13 protein-coding genes and 1 pseudogene are annotated in these 16,469 nt (G+C 72.2%); 2 read left to right on the top strand and 12 right to left on the bottom strand.

Annotated features, from left to right (window positions below):
• Positions 1-152: 152 nt before the first annotated feature.
• From AC07A6_RS28550 to AC07A6_RS28500, 11 genes and pseudogenes are all read right to left on the bottom strand, one after another.
• On the bottom strand, positions 153-1,430 hold the full coding sequence (locus tag AC07A6_RS28550) for a thymidine phosphorylase (protein WP_478779060.1): 1,278 nt from the start codon (positions 1,428-1,430) through the stop codon (positions 153-155).
• Between the two features lie 89 nt (positions 1,431-1,519).
• The gene (locus AC07A6_RS28545) at positions 1,520-1,918 is read right to left on the bottom strand and encodes a cytidine deaminase (RefSeq protein ID WP_362468905.1); all 399 of its coding nucleotides are present in this window, start codon (positions 1,916-1,918) and stop codon (positions 1,520-1,522) included.
• A complete protein-coding gene (locus AC07A6_RS28540) occupies positions 1,915-3,177 on the bottom strand; it encodes an ABC transporter permease (protein ID WP_362468907.1) in 1,263 nt (420 codons plus the stop codon). The genes AC07A6_RS28545 and AC07A6_RS28540 overlap by 4 nt, the downstream gene beginning before the upstream one ends.
• Entirely contained in the window at positions 3,174-4,289 is a 1,116-nt protein-coding gene (locus AC07A6_RS28535) for an ABC transporter permease (protein WP_362468909.1), read from the bottom strand. Before AC07A6_RS28535 ends, AC07A6_RS28540 begins: the two co-directional genes overlap by 4 nt.
• A complete protein-coding gene (locus tag AC07A6_RS28530; RefSeq protein ID WP_362468951.1) occupies positions 4,286-5,944 on the bottom strand; it encodes an ABC transporter ATP-binding protein in 1,659 nt (552 codons plus the stop codon). Before AC07A6_RS28530 ends, AC07A6_RS28535 begins: the two co-directional genes overlap by 4 nt.
• 244 nt (positions 5,945-6,188) lie before the next feature.
• A complete protein-coding gene (locus AC07A6_RS28525) occupies positions 6,189-7,253 on the bottom strand; it encodes a BMP family lipoprotein (protein ID WP_362468911.1) in 1,065 nt (354 codons plus the stop codon).
• Between the two features lie 218 nt (positions 7,254-7,471).
• Positions 7,472-8,728, bottom strand: a complete 1,257-nt coding sequence (locus AC07A6_RS28520; protein WP_362468953.1) for an amidohydrolase — start codon at positions 8,726-8,728, stop codon at positions 7,472-7,474.
• Between the two features lie 137 nt (positions 8,729-8,865).
• Entirely contained in the window at positions 8,866-10,005 is a 1,140-nt protein-coding gene (locus AC07A6_RS28515; protein ID WP_478779059.1) for a hypothetical protein, read from the bottom strand.
• A 45-nt stretch (positions 10,006-10,050) separates the two neighbouring features.
• Entirely contained in the window at positions 10,051-10,971 is a 921-nt protein-coding gene (locus AC07A6_RS28510; RefSeq protein ID WP_362468955.1) for an N-acetylneuraminate synthase family protein, read from the bottom strand.
• A gap of 381 nt (positions 10,972-11,352) precedes the next feature.
• A pseudogene (locus AC07A6_RS28505) lies at positions 11,353-11,715 on the bottom strand (acylneuraminate cytidylyltransferase family protein); the annotation flags it as partial.
• A 44-nt stretch (positions 11,716-11,759) separates the two neighbouring features.
• Positions 11,760-13,283, bottom strand: coding sequence for a DUF6716 putative glycosyltransferase (locus AC07A6_RS28500; RefSeq protein WP_478779058.1), 1,524 nt, complete (start codon positions 13,281-13,283; stop codon positions 11,760-11,762).
• Between the two features lie 155 nt (positions 13,284-13,438).
• On the opposite strand from AC07A6_RS28500, the gene AC07A6_RS28495 reads away from it, so the two are divergent.
• Positions 13,439-14,434, top strand: coding sequence for a glycosyltransferase family 2 protein (locus tag AC07A6_RS28495; protein ID WP_362468915.1), 996 nt, complete (start codon positions 13,439-13,441; stop codon positions 14,432-14,434).
• Positions 14,431-15,783 (top strand): polysialyltransferase family glycosyltransferase, encoded by a 1,353-nt coding sequence (locus AC07A6_RS28490; RefSeq protein WP_478779057.1) that lies wholly within the window; start codon positions 14,431-14,433, stop codon positions 15,781-15,783. Before AC07A6_RS28495 ends, AC07A6_RS28490 begins: the two co-directional genes overlap by 4 nt.
• Here the strand turns inward: AC07A6_RS28490 and leuE are convergent.
• Positions 15,776-16,426, bottom strand: coding sequence for a leucine efflux protein LeuE (gene leuE, locus AC07A6_RS28485; RefSeq protein WP_478779056.1), 651 nt, complete (start codon positions 16,424-16,426; stop codon positions 15,776-15,778). The genes AC07A6_RS28490 and leuE overlap by 8 nt on opposite strands.
• Positions 16,427-16,469 lie beyond the last annotated feature (43 nt).

Raw genomic sequence — 16,469 nt, 5'->3', positions numbered from 1 at the left:
TCCCCGGGGTGGCCCCCAGGACCCCTTGGGTTCTCCCCCCCCAGACCCCCCCCCCTCAAACCCCGTCGGGGCTACAACGCCCCCCGCCGGCGTTTGAGGCGAGAACGGGTGAAGGGCGGGGAGGGGCCGGCCCCGCACCGCGTGGCCAGGGGTCAGGCGATGCGGTCCAGGACGATCGGGTTCGCCGAGAACTCCGTGCCCGCCGGGGCGATGTCGTGCGAGCCCTCCAGGGAGGCGAGGGCGTACTCGAACTTCTCCGGGGTGTCCGTGTGCAGGGTCATCAGCGGCTGGCCGGCCGTGACCGTGTCGCCCGGCTTCGCGTGCAGCTCGATGCCCGCGCCCGCCTGGACCGGGTCCTCCTTGCGGGCGCGGCCCGCGCCCAGGCGCCAGGCGCCGACGCCGACCGCGTACGCGTCGAGGCGGGTCAGGACGCCCGAGGCGGAGGCGGTGACGACGTGCTGCTCGCGGGCGACCGGCAGGGCCGCGTCCGGGTCGCCGCCCTGGGCGGAGATCATCCGGCGCCACACGTCCATCGCGGAGCCGTCGGCGAGGGCCTTCGCCGGGTCGGCGTCCTTGATGCCCGCGGCCGTCAGCATCTCCTGCGCGAGGGCGATGGTCAGCTCGACCACGTCGGCCGGGCCGCCGCCGGCGAGGACCTCGACGGACTCGCGGACTTCGAGGGCGTTGCCCGCGGTCAGGCCGAGCGGGGTGGACATGTCGGTGAGCAGGGCGATCGTCTTGACGCCGCTGTCGGTGCCCAGGGCCACCATGGTGGAGGCCAGCTCGCGGGCGTCCTCGATGTTCTTCATGAAGGCGCCGGAGCCGACCTTCACGTCGAGGACGAGGGAGCCGGTGCCCTCGGCGATCTTCTTGGACATGATCGAGGAGGCGATCAGCGGGATGGCCTCGACGGTGCCGGTGACGTCGCGCAGGGCGTAGAGCTTCTTGTCGGCCGGGGCCAGGCCGTCGCCCGCCGCGCAGATGACCGCGCCGGTGGTGTCGAGGACGTTGAGCATCTCCTCGTTGGAGAGCAGGGCCCGCCAGCCGGGGATGGACTCCAGCTTGTCGAGGGTGCCGCCGGTGTGGCCGAGGCCGCGGCCGGACAGCTGCGGGACGGCCGCGCCGCAGGCGGCGACGAGCGGGGCGAGCGGGAGGGTGATCTTGTCTCCGACGCCGCCGGTGGAGTGCTTGTCGGCGGTGGGGCGGGAGAGGGAGTCGAAGTTCATCCGCTCGCCGGAGGCGATCATCGCGGCGGTCCAGCGGGCGATCTCGGTACGGTTCATGCCGTTGAGCAGGATGGCCATGGCGAGCGCCGACATCTGCTCGTCGGCGACGATGCCGCGGGTGTAGGCGTCGATGACCCAGTCGATCTGCTCGGGGCTCAGCTCACCGCGGTCCCGCTTGGTCCGGATGACGGAGATGACGTCCATGAGGTGACTTCCTTCTACGCGCATAGAGATGAGGGAGGGAGGAGCGGCGACGGCCCTCCGCCCGGCAGGGGTGGAGGGCCGTCGTACGGCTATCTCAGGTGGTCGGGCCCGAAGGCCTGCGGCAGCATCGCGCTCAGCGGCAGGATCCCGTCCGGCGTCTCCACCAGGAGCTCCGGGCCGCCGAACTCGTAGAGCAGCTGGCGGCAGCGCCCGCAGGGGACGAGGATCTCGCCCTTGCCGTCCACGCACGTGAAGTGCGTGAGCCGGCCGCCGCCGGTGGCCTGGAGGGAGGAGACCAGGCCGCACTCGGCGCACAGGCCGAGTCCGTAGCTCGCGTTCTCGACGTTGCAGCCGGTGACGGTCCGGCCGTCGTCGACCAGGGCGGCGACCCCGACCGGGAAGCCCGAGTAGGGGGCGTACGCCCGGGTCATCGCGTCCCGGGCGGCCGTCCGCAGGGCTTCCCAGTCCACCGCCGGGGCCGGGGTCACTTGCCCTGGCCCTTGCGGTACGGCATGCCGTCCGCCTTCGGCATCCGCAGGCGCTGCGCCGACAGTGCGAGCACGAGCAGGGTGGTGACGTACGGGGCGGCGTCCACGAACTGGCTGGGCACCTGGTCGGTGGCCGCGTACCAGGCGAAGAGCCCGGCGGCGCAGACGGCGGCGATGCCGGCCTGGAGGTACTTCTTCTTGTACAGCTGCCAGCCGACGGCGATCACCAGGAGGATGGCGATCAGCAGCAGCATGGCGTGGACGTTCTCGGCGCCGCCGCGCAGCTTGAGGCTGTCGGTGAAGCCGAAGAGGCCCGCGCCGAGCGCCATGCCGCCCGGCATCCAGTTACCGAAGATCATCGCGGCGAGACCGATGTAGCCGCGGCCGCCGGTCTGGCCCTCCTGGTAGATGCCGGTGGAGACGATCGCGAGGAACGCGCCGCCGAGGCCGGCCAGGCCGCCGGAGACGATCACGGCGATGTACTTGTACTTGTAGACGTTGACGCCGAGGGACTCCGCCGCGACCGGGTTCTCACCGCAGGAGCGCAGGCGCAGGCCGAAGGCGGTGCGCCAGAGCACCCACCAGGTGGCGGGGATCAGCAGCACGGCGACGATCGTCAGCAGCGACAGGTGGGTGACCAGGCCGCCGAGGACGCCGGCGATGTCCGAGACGAGGAACCAGTGCTTGGCCTGGAGGCTTTCCAGTCCGCTGGAGAGTCCCGGGATGGTGATCTCGGTGATGGGCTCGATGCGCGGGGACTGCTTGGAGGAGCCGCCCTCGGCCTTGTCGAAGGTGAAGTTCGACAGGTACTGGGTGAAGCCCGTCGCCAGGATGGTGACCGCCACACCGGAGACGATGTGGTTGACGTTGAAGGTGACCGTGATGATCGCGTGCAGCAGGCCGCCGATGGCGCCGCCGACGATGCCCATCAGGACGCCGGTCCAGGGGCCCCACTGGTAGCCGGCCCAGGCGCCGAACCAGGTGCCGAGGATCATCATGCCTTCGAGGCCGATGTTGACCACGCCGGCCCGCTCGGCCCAGAGGCCGCCGAGGCCCGCGAGGCCGATCGGCACGGCGAGCTGGAGGGCGCCGGAGACCTGGCCGACGGAGGTCAGGTCGTTGGCGCCGGAGATGACCCGGACCAGCGAGACCAGCGCGAGACCGCCCGCGATGATCAGCAGGATCCAGGGCAGGGTGAGCTTGCGGCGGCCGCCCGGCTTGGGCGCGGCTTTCGTCGTGGAAACGGTGCTGGCGCTCACGCCGCGACCTCCTTCTCGGTCTTGATGGCGTGGCCGGCGGCCAGCTCCTCGCCGACCTTCTGCTGCTGGCGGCGGATGCCGTAGCGGCGGACGAGCTCGTAGCTGACGACCACGGCGACCACGATGAGGCCCTTCATGATCGTGCCGATTTCCTTGGCGTAGCCGGCCGTGTCGAGGCCCGCGGACGACTTGTCGATGAAGGCGATCAGCAGCGCGGCGAAGAAGATGCCGACCGGGTTGTTGCGGCCGAGCAGCGCGATGGTGATGCCGGTGAAGCCGATGCCCGCCGGGAAGGACAGGTTGTACGTGTGGGACTCGCCCAGCAGCAGCGGCATGCTGACCAGACCGGCGACGGCGCCCGAGATGAGCATCGAGGTCATGATCATCTTCTTGGCGTCCACGCCGGAGGCCTGGGCGGCGGACTCGCTGGCGCCGGTGGCGCGCAGGTCAAAGCCGAACCGGGTGCGGTTGAGCACGAACCAGTAGACGATGCCCAGCGCGAAGGCGATGAAGGTGAAGCCGTAGATCTCCATGCCGTCACTGAGCTCGACGCCCGGGAACCAGCCCGACTCCGGGATGTCGCCGGTGGTCAGGTCGTTGGAGCCGACGGGCTGCACGCCGAGGTTCTTGGGCAGGATCAGCCAGGCGATCAGCGAGGTCGCGATGGCGTTGAGCATGATCGTCGAGACGACCTCGCTCACGCCGCGCTTGGCCTTGAGGATGCCCGCGATGCCGGACCAGAAGGCGCCGACGAGCATGGCGACGAGCACGATCACCAGGATGTGCAGCGGGCCGGGCAGCGTGACCGCCGCGCCGACCAGGGCGCTGACCATCGCGGCGAGGCGGTACTGGCCGTCGACGCCGATGTTGAAGAGGTTCATCCGGAAGCCGATGGCGACGGCCAGGGCTGCCAGGTAGTACGTGCCGGCCTGGTTCACGATGAGGACCTGCACGTCCTCGTAGCCGGACTGCTCGATCATGATGCGCAGCGGCTCGATCGGGTCGACGCCCGACGCGGCCAGCACGATCATGCTCAGTACGAAGGCGCTGACCAGTGCCAGCGCGGGTCCGGCGAAGCCGAGAAGCAGCCGGTCCTTGTCGAATTTCTTCATCGGGCCTCGTCCTCCGTCGTGTCGCCGGCGGCGTCGGCGGAGTGGTCGTCAGTGGCTTCCAGGTGCCCGGTGGCGGCGCCGGTCATGGCGGTGCCGAGCTCCTCGGGGGTGATCGTCGCCGGGTCGGCGTCCGCGACCAGGCGGCCGCGGTAGATGACGCGGAGCGTGTCGGACAGGCCGATCAGCTCGTCCAGGTCGGCGGAGATCAGGAGCACGGCGAGGCCCTCGCGGCGGGCCTCGCGGATCGCGTCCCAGATCTGCGCCTGCGCGCCGACGTCCACACCGCGCGTGGGGTGGGCGGCGATGAGGAACTTGGGGTTGTGGCTCATCTCGCGGCCGACGATCAGCTTCTGCTGGTTGCCGCCGGAGAGCGAGGCCGCGGTGACGTCGATGCCGGGCGTGCGGACGTCGTACTCGCGCACGATCCGCTCGGTGTCCTTGCGGGCGGCCTTCGGGTCGAGGATGCCGCCCTTGGAGTTGGGCGCCTCGGTGACGTGGCCGAGGATGCGGTTCTCCCAGAGCGGGGACTCCAGCAGCAGGCCGTGGCGGTGGCGGTCCTCGGGGATGTAGCCGATGCCGCCCTCGCGGCGCTTGCGCACCGGCATCTTGGTGATGTCGGCGCCGTCGAGGGTGATGGCGCCCGCGTCGGGGCTGATCATGCCCATCAGGGCCTCGATCAGCTCCGTCTGGCCGTTGCCCTCGACACCGGCGATGCCGAGGACCTCGCCCTTGTGGATCGTGAAGGTGATCCCGTCGAGCAGCAGGCGGCCGGCGACGGCGGGCTCGCGCAGGTCGGTGTCGGAGTCGCCGAGGGCGCTGGCGGCGGTCTCGGGGGTGACGACGGCGCCCGCGTCGGCGACGGTCAGGCCGTCGACCTTCAGCATGGGGGTCGTGGTGACCGTGGACTCGCGGGTCTCCGGCGAGGGCAGCTCGCTGCCGACCATCAGCTCGGCGAGCTGCTTGGTCGTCGCGGTCTTCGGGTCGGCGGTGCCGACCGTGGTGCCGCGGCGGATGACGGTGATGTCGTCGGCGACCTTCAGGATCTCGCCCAGCTTGTGCGAGATGAAGATGACCGTGAGGCCCTCGGCCTTGAGCTCGCGCAGGTTGTCGAAGAGCGCGTCCACTTCCTGCGGCACGAGCACGGCGGTCGGCTCGTCGAGGATGAGGGTCTTGGCGCCGCGGTAGAGGACCTTGAGGATCTCCACGCGCTGGCGGTCGGCGACACCGAGGTCCTCGATCAGGGCGTCGGGGCGCACGCCGAGGCCGTACGCGTCCGAGATCTCCTTGATCTTCTTGCGGGCCTTGGAGCCGATGCCGTAGAGCTTCTCGCCGCCGAGGACGACGTTCTCCAGGACGGTGAGGTTGTCGGCGAGCATGAAGTGCTGGTGCACCATGCCGATGCCGCGGGCGATGGCCTCACCGGGGTTGTTGAAGGAGACCTGCTCCCCGTCGATGGCGATGGTGCCCTCGTCCGGCTTCTGCATGCCGTAGAGGATCTTCATCAGGGTCGACTTGCCGGCACCGTTCTCGCCGATGAGGGCGTGGACCGTGCCCTTGCGGACGGAGATGGCGATGTCCTTGTTGGCGACGACGCCGGGGAAACGCTTGGTGATGCCGTGCAGTTCTACGGCGAGAGGGGGGCTGGACGCGTTGATGACGCACTCTCCTTGGCGCGGAAGGAGCTGGAAAGCCAAGTGGCTCGGCAGGAGGACAGGGCGGGGAGAGAAGGTATCGCGTCCACGATGCCTCTACGCGCGTAGCACTGTCGGAAGTGAAAACTTGCGGCCAACTGGCCACAAGTGGTCACGGACTAGGGGGGCGAAGACGCGGTGCGGGGTCCGGAGCGGTAGAGACCGCTTCCGGACCCCGGAGACCGCGACTGATCGTCAGACAGGGCCGTTACGGCGTGGTCTTGACGGTGATCTTCTTCGCGATGATGTCGGCCTTCGCCTTGTCCACCGCGGCGATCAGGTCGGCCATGTTCTTGTACTCGGGGTTGGAGTCGGCCAGGCCGACGCCGTCCTTGTCCAGGCCGTAGCGGACCTCGCCGGACTGCGGCGAGCCGTCCTTGACCGACTTGATCAGGTTGTAGACCGCGTCGGACACGTCCTTGGTGACCGAGGTCAGGATCTTGTCCTTGTACTTCGACAGACCGGCCTGGTTGTACTGGTCGGAGTCGACACCGATGGCCCACTTGCCGGAGGTCGCGGCGGCCTCGATGGCGCCCGAGCCGGCGAGGCCGGCGGCGGCGTAGATCACGTCGGCGCCACCGTCGAGCTGGCCCTTGGCAGCGGCCTTGCCCAGGTCGGGCTTGGCGAAGCCACCGAAGTCCGGCGGCTGGGAGAGGTACTTGGTCAGTACCTTGGCGTTGGGGTTGGTGTCCTTGACGCCCTGGGTGAAGCCCGCCTCGAACTTCTTGATCAGCGGAACCTCGACACCGCCGATGAAGCCGACCGTGCCGCTCTTCGACGCCTTGGCGGCGGCGACGCCGGCCAGGTAGGAGCCCTGCTCCTCGTTGAAGACCAGGTTGGCGATGTTCTTGTCGGTCACCGAGGTGTCGTCGATGATGCCGAAGGTGGTCTTCGGGAACTTCGCCGCGACCTTCTTGATGGCCGGCGCGTAGGCGAAGCCGACGCCGATGACCGGGTTGTTGCCCTTGCGCGCCAGCTCGGTGAGGCGCTGGACCTTGTCGGCCTCGCTCTCGCCCTCGGTCGGCTCCGCCTCGGCGGGCTTGATCTTCAGGTCCTTGGTGGCCTTCTCCAGGCCCGCGTAGGCGGCGTCGTTGAACGACTGGTCGCCACGGCCGCCGATGTCGTACGCGATGGCCGCGCCCGCGGCCGAGGACGACGCGCTGCCGTCGGAGGAGGGGCTGTCCGAGGACTTCTTTCCGCCACAGGCGGTGGCCGAGAGGGCCAGCGCCGCGGACGCGATGCCCACGGTGGCGATCCTGGTGATCCGGCGCAAGGGGAGGCTCCTTCAAAACCTGACCGAAGCGCCACGACCGGCGCTGGTTTCGCGGCGATCGTAACGCGCGTAGATGTCAGTTAAAGGCCCGTTCATGAGTCGTTATCGGATCGTCGCGAACCGGACAGTGACCGATCGGTAACGGGACAGGCGTCCAGCCCTTGTGTACCAAGGGCTGGACGCCGCCGACAGGAGACCTGCCGGTGTTGTATGGAGCTTTACCCGATCTTTGACGTGACGGGGCTGTTGCGGCGGCCGTCGAGCAGTGCGGCGGCCGTGAAGAACTCGACGCCGTAGCCGATCGAGGACTCGTCGACGTCGAAATCGCCGCGGTGCAGGTCCCGCTTGGCCGTGTCGCCCGGGCGGCGGACGCCGAGGCGGGCCATGGCGCCGGGGACGTGCTCCAGGTACCAGGAGAAGTCCTCCCCGCCGAGGCTCTGCTCGGTGTCCTCCACCGACTCGGGGCCGCGCCGGGCTCCCATGGCCTCCCGGAGCAGCTCGGTGACGACCGGGTCGTTGACGACCGGCGGCACGCCGCGCACGTGGTTGATCTCGAACTTGGCCCCGTGCATCGTGGCGACCTCGTCGATCGCCGCGTGGATCATGTCGGGGGCCTCGTACCAGGCGTTCAGGTCGAGGCAGCGGACCGTGCCGGAGAGCTCGGCGTGCATCGGGACGACGTTGCAGGCGTGTCCGGACTCGATCCGGCCCCAGGTGACGGACATGCCGGAGCGGGCGTCCATCCGGCGGGCCAGCAGCGCCGGCACGTCGATGGCGATCCGCGCGGCGGCCGTCACCATGTCGGTGGTGAGGTGCGGGCGGGCGGTGTGGCCGCCGGGGCCGTCGAGGGTGACCTCCAGGCGGTCGCAGGCCGAGGTGATGGGGCCGGGCCGCAGGCCGATCATGCCCGCGTCGACCCGCGGGTCGCAGTGCACCGCGATGATCTTGCCGACGCCGTCCAGCACCCCGGACTCGATGGCCTCGGTCGCGCCGCCCGGCAGCACCTCCTCGGCCGGCTGGAACAGCAGCCGCACCGGCCGGGGCAGCAGGCCCTGCCGGTCGAGCTCGGCGAGGACCAGGCCGGCGCCGAGGACGACGGTGGTGTGGACGTCGTGGCCGCAGGCGTGGGCGCGGTCCGGGTAGGTGGAGCGGTACGAGACGTGGGTCTTGGCGTCCGGAATGGGCAGGGCGTCGATGTCCGCGCGCAGGGCCAGCATCGGCCGTCCCCCGTCCCAGGTGCCGACGTCACAGATGAGCCCGGTGCCGGACTTCAGGACGCGTGGTCGCAGGCCGGCCTTCTCCAGCCGGGCCTTGATCGCCGCGGTGGTACGGAACTCCTGGTGTCCTAGCTCGGGGTGCATGTGCAAGTCCCGGCGGAAGGCGATCAGTTCGGCACGGAGCCGGTCCGGCAGCTTGCCGGGCAGCTCGGGCCGGACAGGCTTGCCGGGCAGGGCGGTCTGGGGCTCGCGGGACATCAACTGGTTCACCCGTTGAAGGGTAGGCCCACGGATGGGTCAACTGTCCGGAGATCACCAAAAGTTCATGCCCTTAGGGGAAAGAAAAGCGGCCTCTGGACGCATGACCGGTTGCGGCCGGGGGTAAACTCGCGCGCTCATCCGGCCGCGGGGGCGCTCCGTGCGGGGAGTCTGCGCACATCACGGGCGGTGTCGGTGACGCCCGCGAGGAAGCCGCCGGCCCTGGGCGAGGCTCCGGGGGCCAGCCAGGCGGGGTCGATACCGCATACGGCCACGGTCACGCCAGTGCCGGTGAGCGCGTACGGCAGCGTGTGGACGACCGTGGACGGAAAGCTGACGATCGTACGTCCCACCGGTCCCCGACGCGCGATCAGTTCCAGTGGCAGGTCGGGCCGTACGATCTCCAGCCCGGCGGCCGCGCGCAGCGCGCGCAGCTTCTCCGTCGTCTCGCGGCGGTGCGCGAAGTAGCGGGTGACGCCGTGCTCCCGGGTCAGGGCGCACACGGCCTCCAGGTAGCGGGCCGGGTCGACGACGCCGGTCTCCACGAGGGAGGTGCCGACGAGGTCGGTGCCCTTGGTGAGGCGGGGCGGGCCGAAGCGGGCGCGGGTCCAGGCGAAGTCGTTGACCCGCAGTGCGGTCCCGGGCAGCGGGGTGACGGGCATCGAGGTGAACAGCTCGACGCGGCGCCCCTCCCCCGGCCGCAGCCGGCGCCGGGCCGCGCCGGAGACCGGTGCGTACGCGAGTTCCCGCGCGCGGGACAGGGGTCCGCCGCCGGTGCGGTGCCAGCGGCGCAGCCGCTCGCCGCGGCCCAGCTGTGCGACGAACTCCATGGTGGCGGTGCCGTCGTCGACGATGACCAGCTCGGCGGCCCTGGACGGGGCCAGCAGCAGCTGGACGAACCGGGAGAAGGGGTCGCCGACCACGATCCGCTCGGCGCGGCGCACGGCCGGGCCGAGTGCGGCCGCGGCCCGCAGGGGGGCGCCGGAGCCGCCTCGGGCCTCCTGCCAGTGGACGGCGTACCCCTCGTCGCGGGCGATCCCGGCGATGCGGCGCAGCTGGCCGCGGGACAGGGGGTCGGTGGGCGGCAGGACGACGATCCGCAGCCGGTCGGCGACGGTGCGCGGGTCGGGGCGGCGGCGCCCGGCGAGCGGGCCGGGCTGGGCCGGGACGGCGGTCAGCAGGGGCTCGCGCCCCCACCGGGTGTGTGCCCACTCCAGCACGTTGAGGAGCTGGACCGGGCTCTCCACGAGGGCCAGGGTGGGGGCGGAAGGGTTCACCGCGTACTCCGCTCGGGGGGAGGGGAAGGGGTGGGGCCGGACGGGTCAGATCGCGGCCGGGGCGGGGAGGGGGGTCTGGACGCGGCGGAGCTTCTTCATGGGGCCGAGTTCGGAGGGGTAGACGCGCTTGACGCCGTCGCCGAGGGCGGTCTCGATGGTGCGGATGTCGCGGACCAGGCGGGCCAGGCCGCCCGGTTCGACGGAGGCGGCCTGGTCGGAGCCCCACATGGCGCGGTCGAGGGTGATGTGCCGTTCGACGAAGGCGGCGCCGAGGGCGACGGCGGCGAGGGTGGTCTGCAGGCCGGTCTCGTGGCCGGAGTAGCCGATCGGGACGTTGGGGTACTCCTCCTGGAGCGTGTTGATGACGCGCAGGTTGAGCTCCTCGGCCTTGGCCGGGTAGGTGGAGGTGGCGTGGCAGAGCAGGATGCTGTCGCTGCCGAGCACCTCGACGGCGTGCCGGATCTGCCGGGGGGTGGACATGCCGGTGGAGAGGACGACGGTGCGGCCGGTGGCGCGCAGGGCGCGCAGGAGTTCGTCGTCGGTGAGGCAGGCGGAGGCCACCTTGTGGGCGGGCGGGTCGAACTTCTCCAGGAAGGCGACGGCCTCGGTGTCCCAGGGGGAGGCGAACCAGGCGATGCCGCGCTTGGCGCAGTGCTCGTCGATGGCGAGGTAGTCGGCCTCGCCGAACTCGACGCGGTGGCGGTAGTCGATGTAGGTCATCCGGCCCCAGGGGGTGTCGCGTTCGACGTCCCACTGGTCGCGGGGGGTGCAGATCTCGGGGGTGCGCTTCTGGAACTTGACGGCGTCGCATCCGGCTTCGACGGCGGCGTCGATCAGGGCGAAGGCGGTGCCGAGGTCGCCGTTGTGGTTGATGCCGATCTCGCCGACGACGTAGACGGGGCGGCCGGGGCCGGCGACGCGGGGGCCGAAGGTGCGGAGGCGGGGTTCGGTGGTGGCGACCGTCATGGCGGGTGGTGTCCTTCGCTCGGTGCGTGGGGTGTCGTGCGGAGTGCTCTGCGGGGTGTTCTGCGGGGTGTCTTGCGGGGTGTCGAACAGGGGCGCGAGGAGGCGCGCCCGGGCGAGGTCGTGGGGGTCGTCGACCTCCAGGACCCGCGCCGGGTCGGCGGGGACGGGCAGGGTGCGGCCGAAGAAGCGGTGCCGGGCGGCGCGGAAGCCGGCGGCGGTCATGGCGTAGGCCGCGCCGGTCTCCAGCAGTTCCTCGGGGCGGTCCTGGCGGCGGGGGCGGTACGAGGCCTCGTGGTTGACGCCGGTGCCGGTGCCGTCGGCGGCGCAGCGCCAGAGGAAACCGTGGAAGGGGGCGGCGGTCAGGGCGGAGTCGGCGTCGCCGGAGGCCACGGCGGCGGCGACGGACTCGACGTCCCGGGCGGTGAGGAAGGGGCTGGTGCACTGGACCAGGAGGACCACGTCCACGGTGAGGGAGTTGAGTTCCTCGAAGGCGTCCAGGGCGTGCAGTACGGCGGCCTCGCTGCTCGCGGTGTCCCCGGAGAGCGCGGCGGGCCGGGAGATCACGTGGGCCCCGGCGGCGCGGGCGGCGGCGGCCACGGAGCCGGAGTCGGTGGAGACCACCACGTCGGTGACGGTGGGCGCGTCGCGGCAGGCCCGCACGGCACGGGCGACGAGCGGGACCCCGCCGACGGGAGCGGTGTTCTTCCCCGGCACCCCCTTGGACCCGCCGCGCGCCGGGATCACGGCCAGGACCCGGCGGGGGGTTCCGCCGGCGGGCACCCGGGGGCTCACAGCTCGCCCAGCCGGCGGATGACCGGGGCCACGCGCTGGACCCCGTGCCGGTAGGCCCCCCGGGCGGCTTCGCGCAGGTGCGCCCGCAGCCAGCGGCGGGCGGCGGACCCGCCCGGCCGGACGGCGCCGGGGAGCGGGGTCCCGTCGGGGGCGAGGTGCTGGCGGGCCAGGATCCCGGGCAGGTACCCGGGGGCGGTGCGGAGCGTGTAGTACGGGTCCACGGGCGGCAGCCGGTCGGCCGCGAGCAGGCCGCCGAGGCGCTGCCGCGCGGTGGCGTACGGGTCGGCGGGGCCCCCGGCGCCCGGGTCCGGCACGGCCTCCGCCCGGCCGGCGGGTTCCGGCACGGCCAACCCCGGCGCAGCGTCCGCCCGGCTGAGGCAGACCCGGACGTCGTGGTCCGGCGCGGCGTCCGCCCGGACAGCGGGTTCCGGCACGGCCTCCGCCCGGGCGGCGGGCCGGCCGGGGGCCGGGACGCCGTGGGCGGACGTCCAGGCGGGGTCGGCCTTCGGCAGCAGCCCGGCGTCCAGTTCGTCCCACGAGGTGAGGCAGCCCGAGCCGAGGAAGTGCTGGTTGCCCAGGGCCTCGCGGATGCCGAGGTCGGTCAGGACGGCCGTCGGGATGCCCCGGTGCATCGACTCCAGGGCGGCCGTGGAGGAGACCGTGACCAGCAGGTCGGTGGTGTCCAGCACCTCGCCCATGTGCCCGTAGACCAGCCGGCAGTTGGGCGGGAGGCCGCCGGGGAGGCGCTCGGCGAGGCGCTGGTAGGGGTGCTCCTCCAGGTGGGTGGTGTGCTCCCCCGGCCGGCTGCGGAGTTTGACCAGCACCTCCCGGTCGGGGTGCAGCCGTGCGTGGCCTGCGGCGCGGCCCAGCAGGTAGGCGCGGTCGGCGCGGCCCTCCGGTACGGAGGGCTGCACCGCGAAGACCACCCGGTGGGTGCGGCTCCCGGCGGGTTCGTACGGCGCCCCGTCCAGGAAGGGGAGGGCGGTCTCGGTGACGGCGGCCGGGTCGGCGCCCGCCCCCTCGTACACGGCGCGGAAGCGGGCGGCGTCGTGGCGGGAGTTGGCGAGGACCAGGTCGGCGCCGTGCCGCAGCAGCAGTCCGTCGGCGAGCTTCTCGTAGACGACGCCGACGTATCCGGTGACGAACACCGGCCGGGCCGCGGGCTCCGGCCACAGGGCGCGGGCCCCGTGCAGTACGGCCTGGACGGCGCCGCCGACGAGGGCCAGCACGACCACGTCGTGGCGTTCGCGTCCGCCCGCGAGCTCCGCGAGGAACTCGGCGCAGGTCACCTCCGCCGGCGCGGCGTCCGCCGCGACGCCCGCCTCGCCGAGCTGGCGGGCGGTGGGGGTGGCCCGGCCGCGCAGCAGGTAGCCGGTGACGCGGTGGTCTCCGGGGGCGAGGCGGCGGGCGGTGAGGGCGCCCCATTTCCAGCGTGTGTCGGAGTCGGCGAGTACGGCGATACGTGGACCGGCCGGACTGCTTCTGAATGGCACTGGCACCCGGCAGAAGTTATTCCGCATTTCCGGTGTCCGGCCCAACGAGTGCGCAACGGCGGGTTAACAACCCGTCGACGAAATGCGAAAGCGGCCGGGTTAACGCGCCCGCCCCGTTTCGTTCACGTGGAATCCGCGTCCGGGCCACGGTGAATGCCGGGGTGCGTCCTATTGTCTCGCGGGTGCTCAAGCTCTCTGTTGTCGTGCCGTTCTTCAACGTGCAGACATACGCGCCGGACGCCCTGAAGAGTCTCGAACTGAACGCCCGCGGGGATTTCGAGTTCCTGCTGGTCGACGACCGTTCCACGGACGGGACTCCCGAGCTGCTGGAGCGCGCGGCGGCCGGCGGGGTGCCGGGGGCGGTGCACCTCAGACGGGACCGCAACGGCGGGCTGGCCACGGCCCGCAACACGGGGCTGGACGCGGCGCGCGGGGAGTACATCGCCTTCCTGGACGGTGACGACTGGCTGGCGCCGGGCCACCTGGCCCGCACCCTGGCCGCCATCGAGGCGCTGGGCTGCGATTTCGTACGGACCGACCACGTCCAGGTGACGGGCCGGTCCCGGGCCGTGCAGCGGGTGCCGTACGGGCCGGAGATGGTGGTGGGCGATCCGCGGGGCGGGATCCTGCCGGCCTCGCGGGCCACGGCGGTGGACTATCCGTACGCCTGGGCGGGGATGTACCACCGGCGGCTGCTGGACCGGGGGCTGCTGCACTTCGCCGACGGGCTGCGGACGGCGGAGGACCGGCCGTGGATCTGGCGGCTGCACCGGGAGGCCGCCTCCTTCGCCGCGGTGGGACTGCCGGGGGTGTTCTACCGGCGGGGCGTTTCCACGTCGTTGACGCAGATCGGCGACGAACGCCAACTCGATTTCATTCGCGCATTCGACCAGGTCCTCGCGGACGTGGCGACCGACCGGGAATACGAACTGTTGATCCCCAAGGCCGTTCGAACATATTGCGCGATCATCGCGCATCACATCGGTTCCAGCGAGAGGTACGAACCGGCCGTGGCGAAAAAACTCCGTTTCATGAGCGCGGCCGCCCTCGGCCGCATGCCCGCGCCGGTACTGGACCGGGTCATCGCCTCGATGGACGCCGAACGCTCCGCCCTGCTGCGGGGCCTGCGCCGCCGGCGGCGGGCCGCGGGGGCGCACGCGGCGGGGGCGGCCTCGTGAACGTCACCCGCGTCACCCAGATCTTCCTCGCCTCCACCCTCTACGGGACGGCCACCCTCGCCGCCGCCCTCGACTCGGGCGCCTTCCCGCCGGCCGGCCGGCGGATCCTGCTGACCAGCAACCACTCGCTCACCCCCGAGATCACCCCCGGGCTCGACGCGATGCCCGGGTTCGGCGCGCTGCGCACCCGCTTCGACGAGGTGCTCGACTGGAACGCGGTGATCGCCCCGCAGCACCCGAGCGGCTGGGCCCCGCGCCCGGAGGACGTGCCGATGTGGGAGCGGCAGCTGCGCGCGCTGTGGGGGCTGGGCGGGGACCGGGTCGAACTGGTCGTGGAGTCCCTCCAGGTGCCGCCCGCGCAGAGCCTGTGCCGGCTGTTCCCGGGGGCGGCCGTCGACGTGTACGCCGACGGGCTGATGTCGTACGGGCCCACCCGCTTCCGGCTCGACCCGCAGATCGGCATGCGGGTGCGCCGGGTCCTGCACCCGGACCTGGTCCCGGGGCTGGAGCCGCTGCTGCTGACGGAGTTCGGGGTGCGGGGGGAGGTGGTCCCGGCGCCCGCGCTGCTGAAGGTCCTGGCGGAGCTCGCGGACCTGCCCGAGGCCTCGGACACCGGCTACGAGCCCCGCGAGGAGGAGCCGCCGGCGCTGCTGCTGGGCCAGTACCTGTCGGCGCTGGAGCTGATGTCCCCCGACGAGGAGGAGGAGCTGCACGCCGACATGGTGCGCGGCGCCTTCGAGTGGGGCCACCGGGAGCTGGTGTTCAAGCCGCATCCGAGCGCCCCGGCGGCGTACTGGCGGCGGGCGCGGGCCGAGGCCGAGCGGCTCGGGGCGCGGCTGACGGTGCTGGACGCGCCGCTGCCTGCCGAGATCCTGTACCAGCGGCTGCGCCCGGCCCTGGTGGCGGGCTGCTTCTCGACCGGGCTGCTGACGGCGCGGGCGCTGTACGGGATCCCGGTGGCGCGTACCGGGACGGGGGCGCTGCTGGCGCGCCTGGCCCCGTACCAGAACAGCAACCGGATCCCGCTGACGCTGGTGGACGCGCTGGTCCCGGACCTGCACGGGCCGGCGCAGGACCCGCCGGCGGACCTGGCCGGGCTGGTCGCGGCGGTGGGGTTCACGATGCAGCCCAAGGTGCTGGCCGGGCGCCGGGCGGAGGCGGAGGCCCACCTCGCCCGGCACCTGACCCCGCACAGCCGGCGCTACTTCGGCCGCCGCCGGCTGACCACGCTGGGGCTGCCGGGCGGGATCCCGGCGCAGCTGTCGTTCCTGCCGCGGAGCCCGGCCGTCCGGCGGACGGTGCACCGGCTGCGCAGGAAGCTGGGCGGACGGCTGGGCGGGATCAGCTGACGGCGAGCTTCGCGGCGAAGCCGAGGAAGATCACGCCGGCCGCCGAGGTCGCGCCGGCCGACAGCCGCTTGCGGCGGCGGAAGGCGGCGGACAGGCGGGTGCCGGCGAATATCAGCGTGGACAGGTAGAGGAAGCTGACCAGCTGCGAGACCGTGCCGAGCAGCAGGAACGACAGCGCCGGGTAGGCGTACCCGGGGTCGACGAACTGCACGAAGAAGGACAGCAGGAAGAGGATGGCCTTCGGGTTGAGCAGACTGACCAGCAGCGCCCGCCGGTAGGGGTGCTCGGCCGCGCCGGCCGGCTCCTCCCCGGTCAGGAGCTCCTCCTGCCGGTCCCGGCGGGTGCGCCACATGCCCCAGGCGGCCCGCATCATGCCCACGGCCAGCCAGCCGAGGTAGCCGGCGCCGAGCACCTTGACCACGGTGAACAGCACCGGGCTGGCCTGGAGCAGCGCGCCCGCGCCGACCGCCGCGAGCACCATGAGCACGGTGTCCCCGGTGAACACCCCGCAGGCGGCCTTGTAGCCCTCCCTGATCCCGCGCCGTGAGGCGACGGAGAGCACGTAGAGCGAATTGGGCCCCGGCAGCAGCACGATCAGCACGACGGCGGCGAGGTACGTAGGAAGGTCTGTCACACCCAGCATGAGCAGGAGTGTCCCACGAGGACACACCTGTCGCGCCAGTCCA

Source organism: Streptomyces sp. NPDC044002, assembly GCF_056434525.1.
Note: the sequence above shows the minus strand (reverse complement) of the source record. Positions and strands in the feature narration are given on the sequence as shown.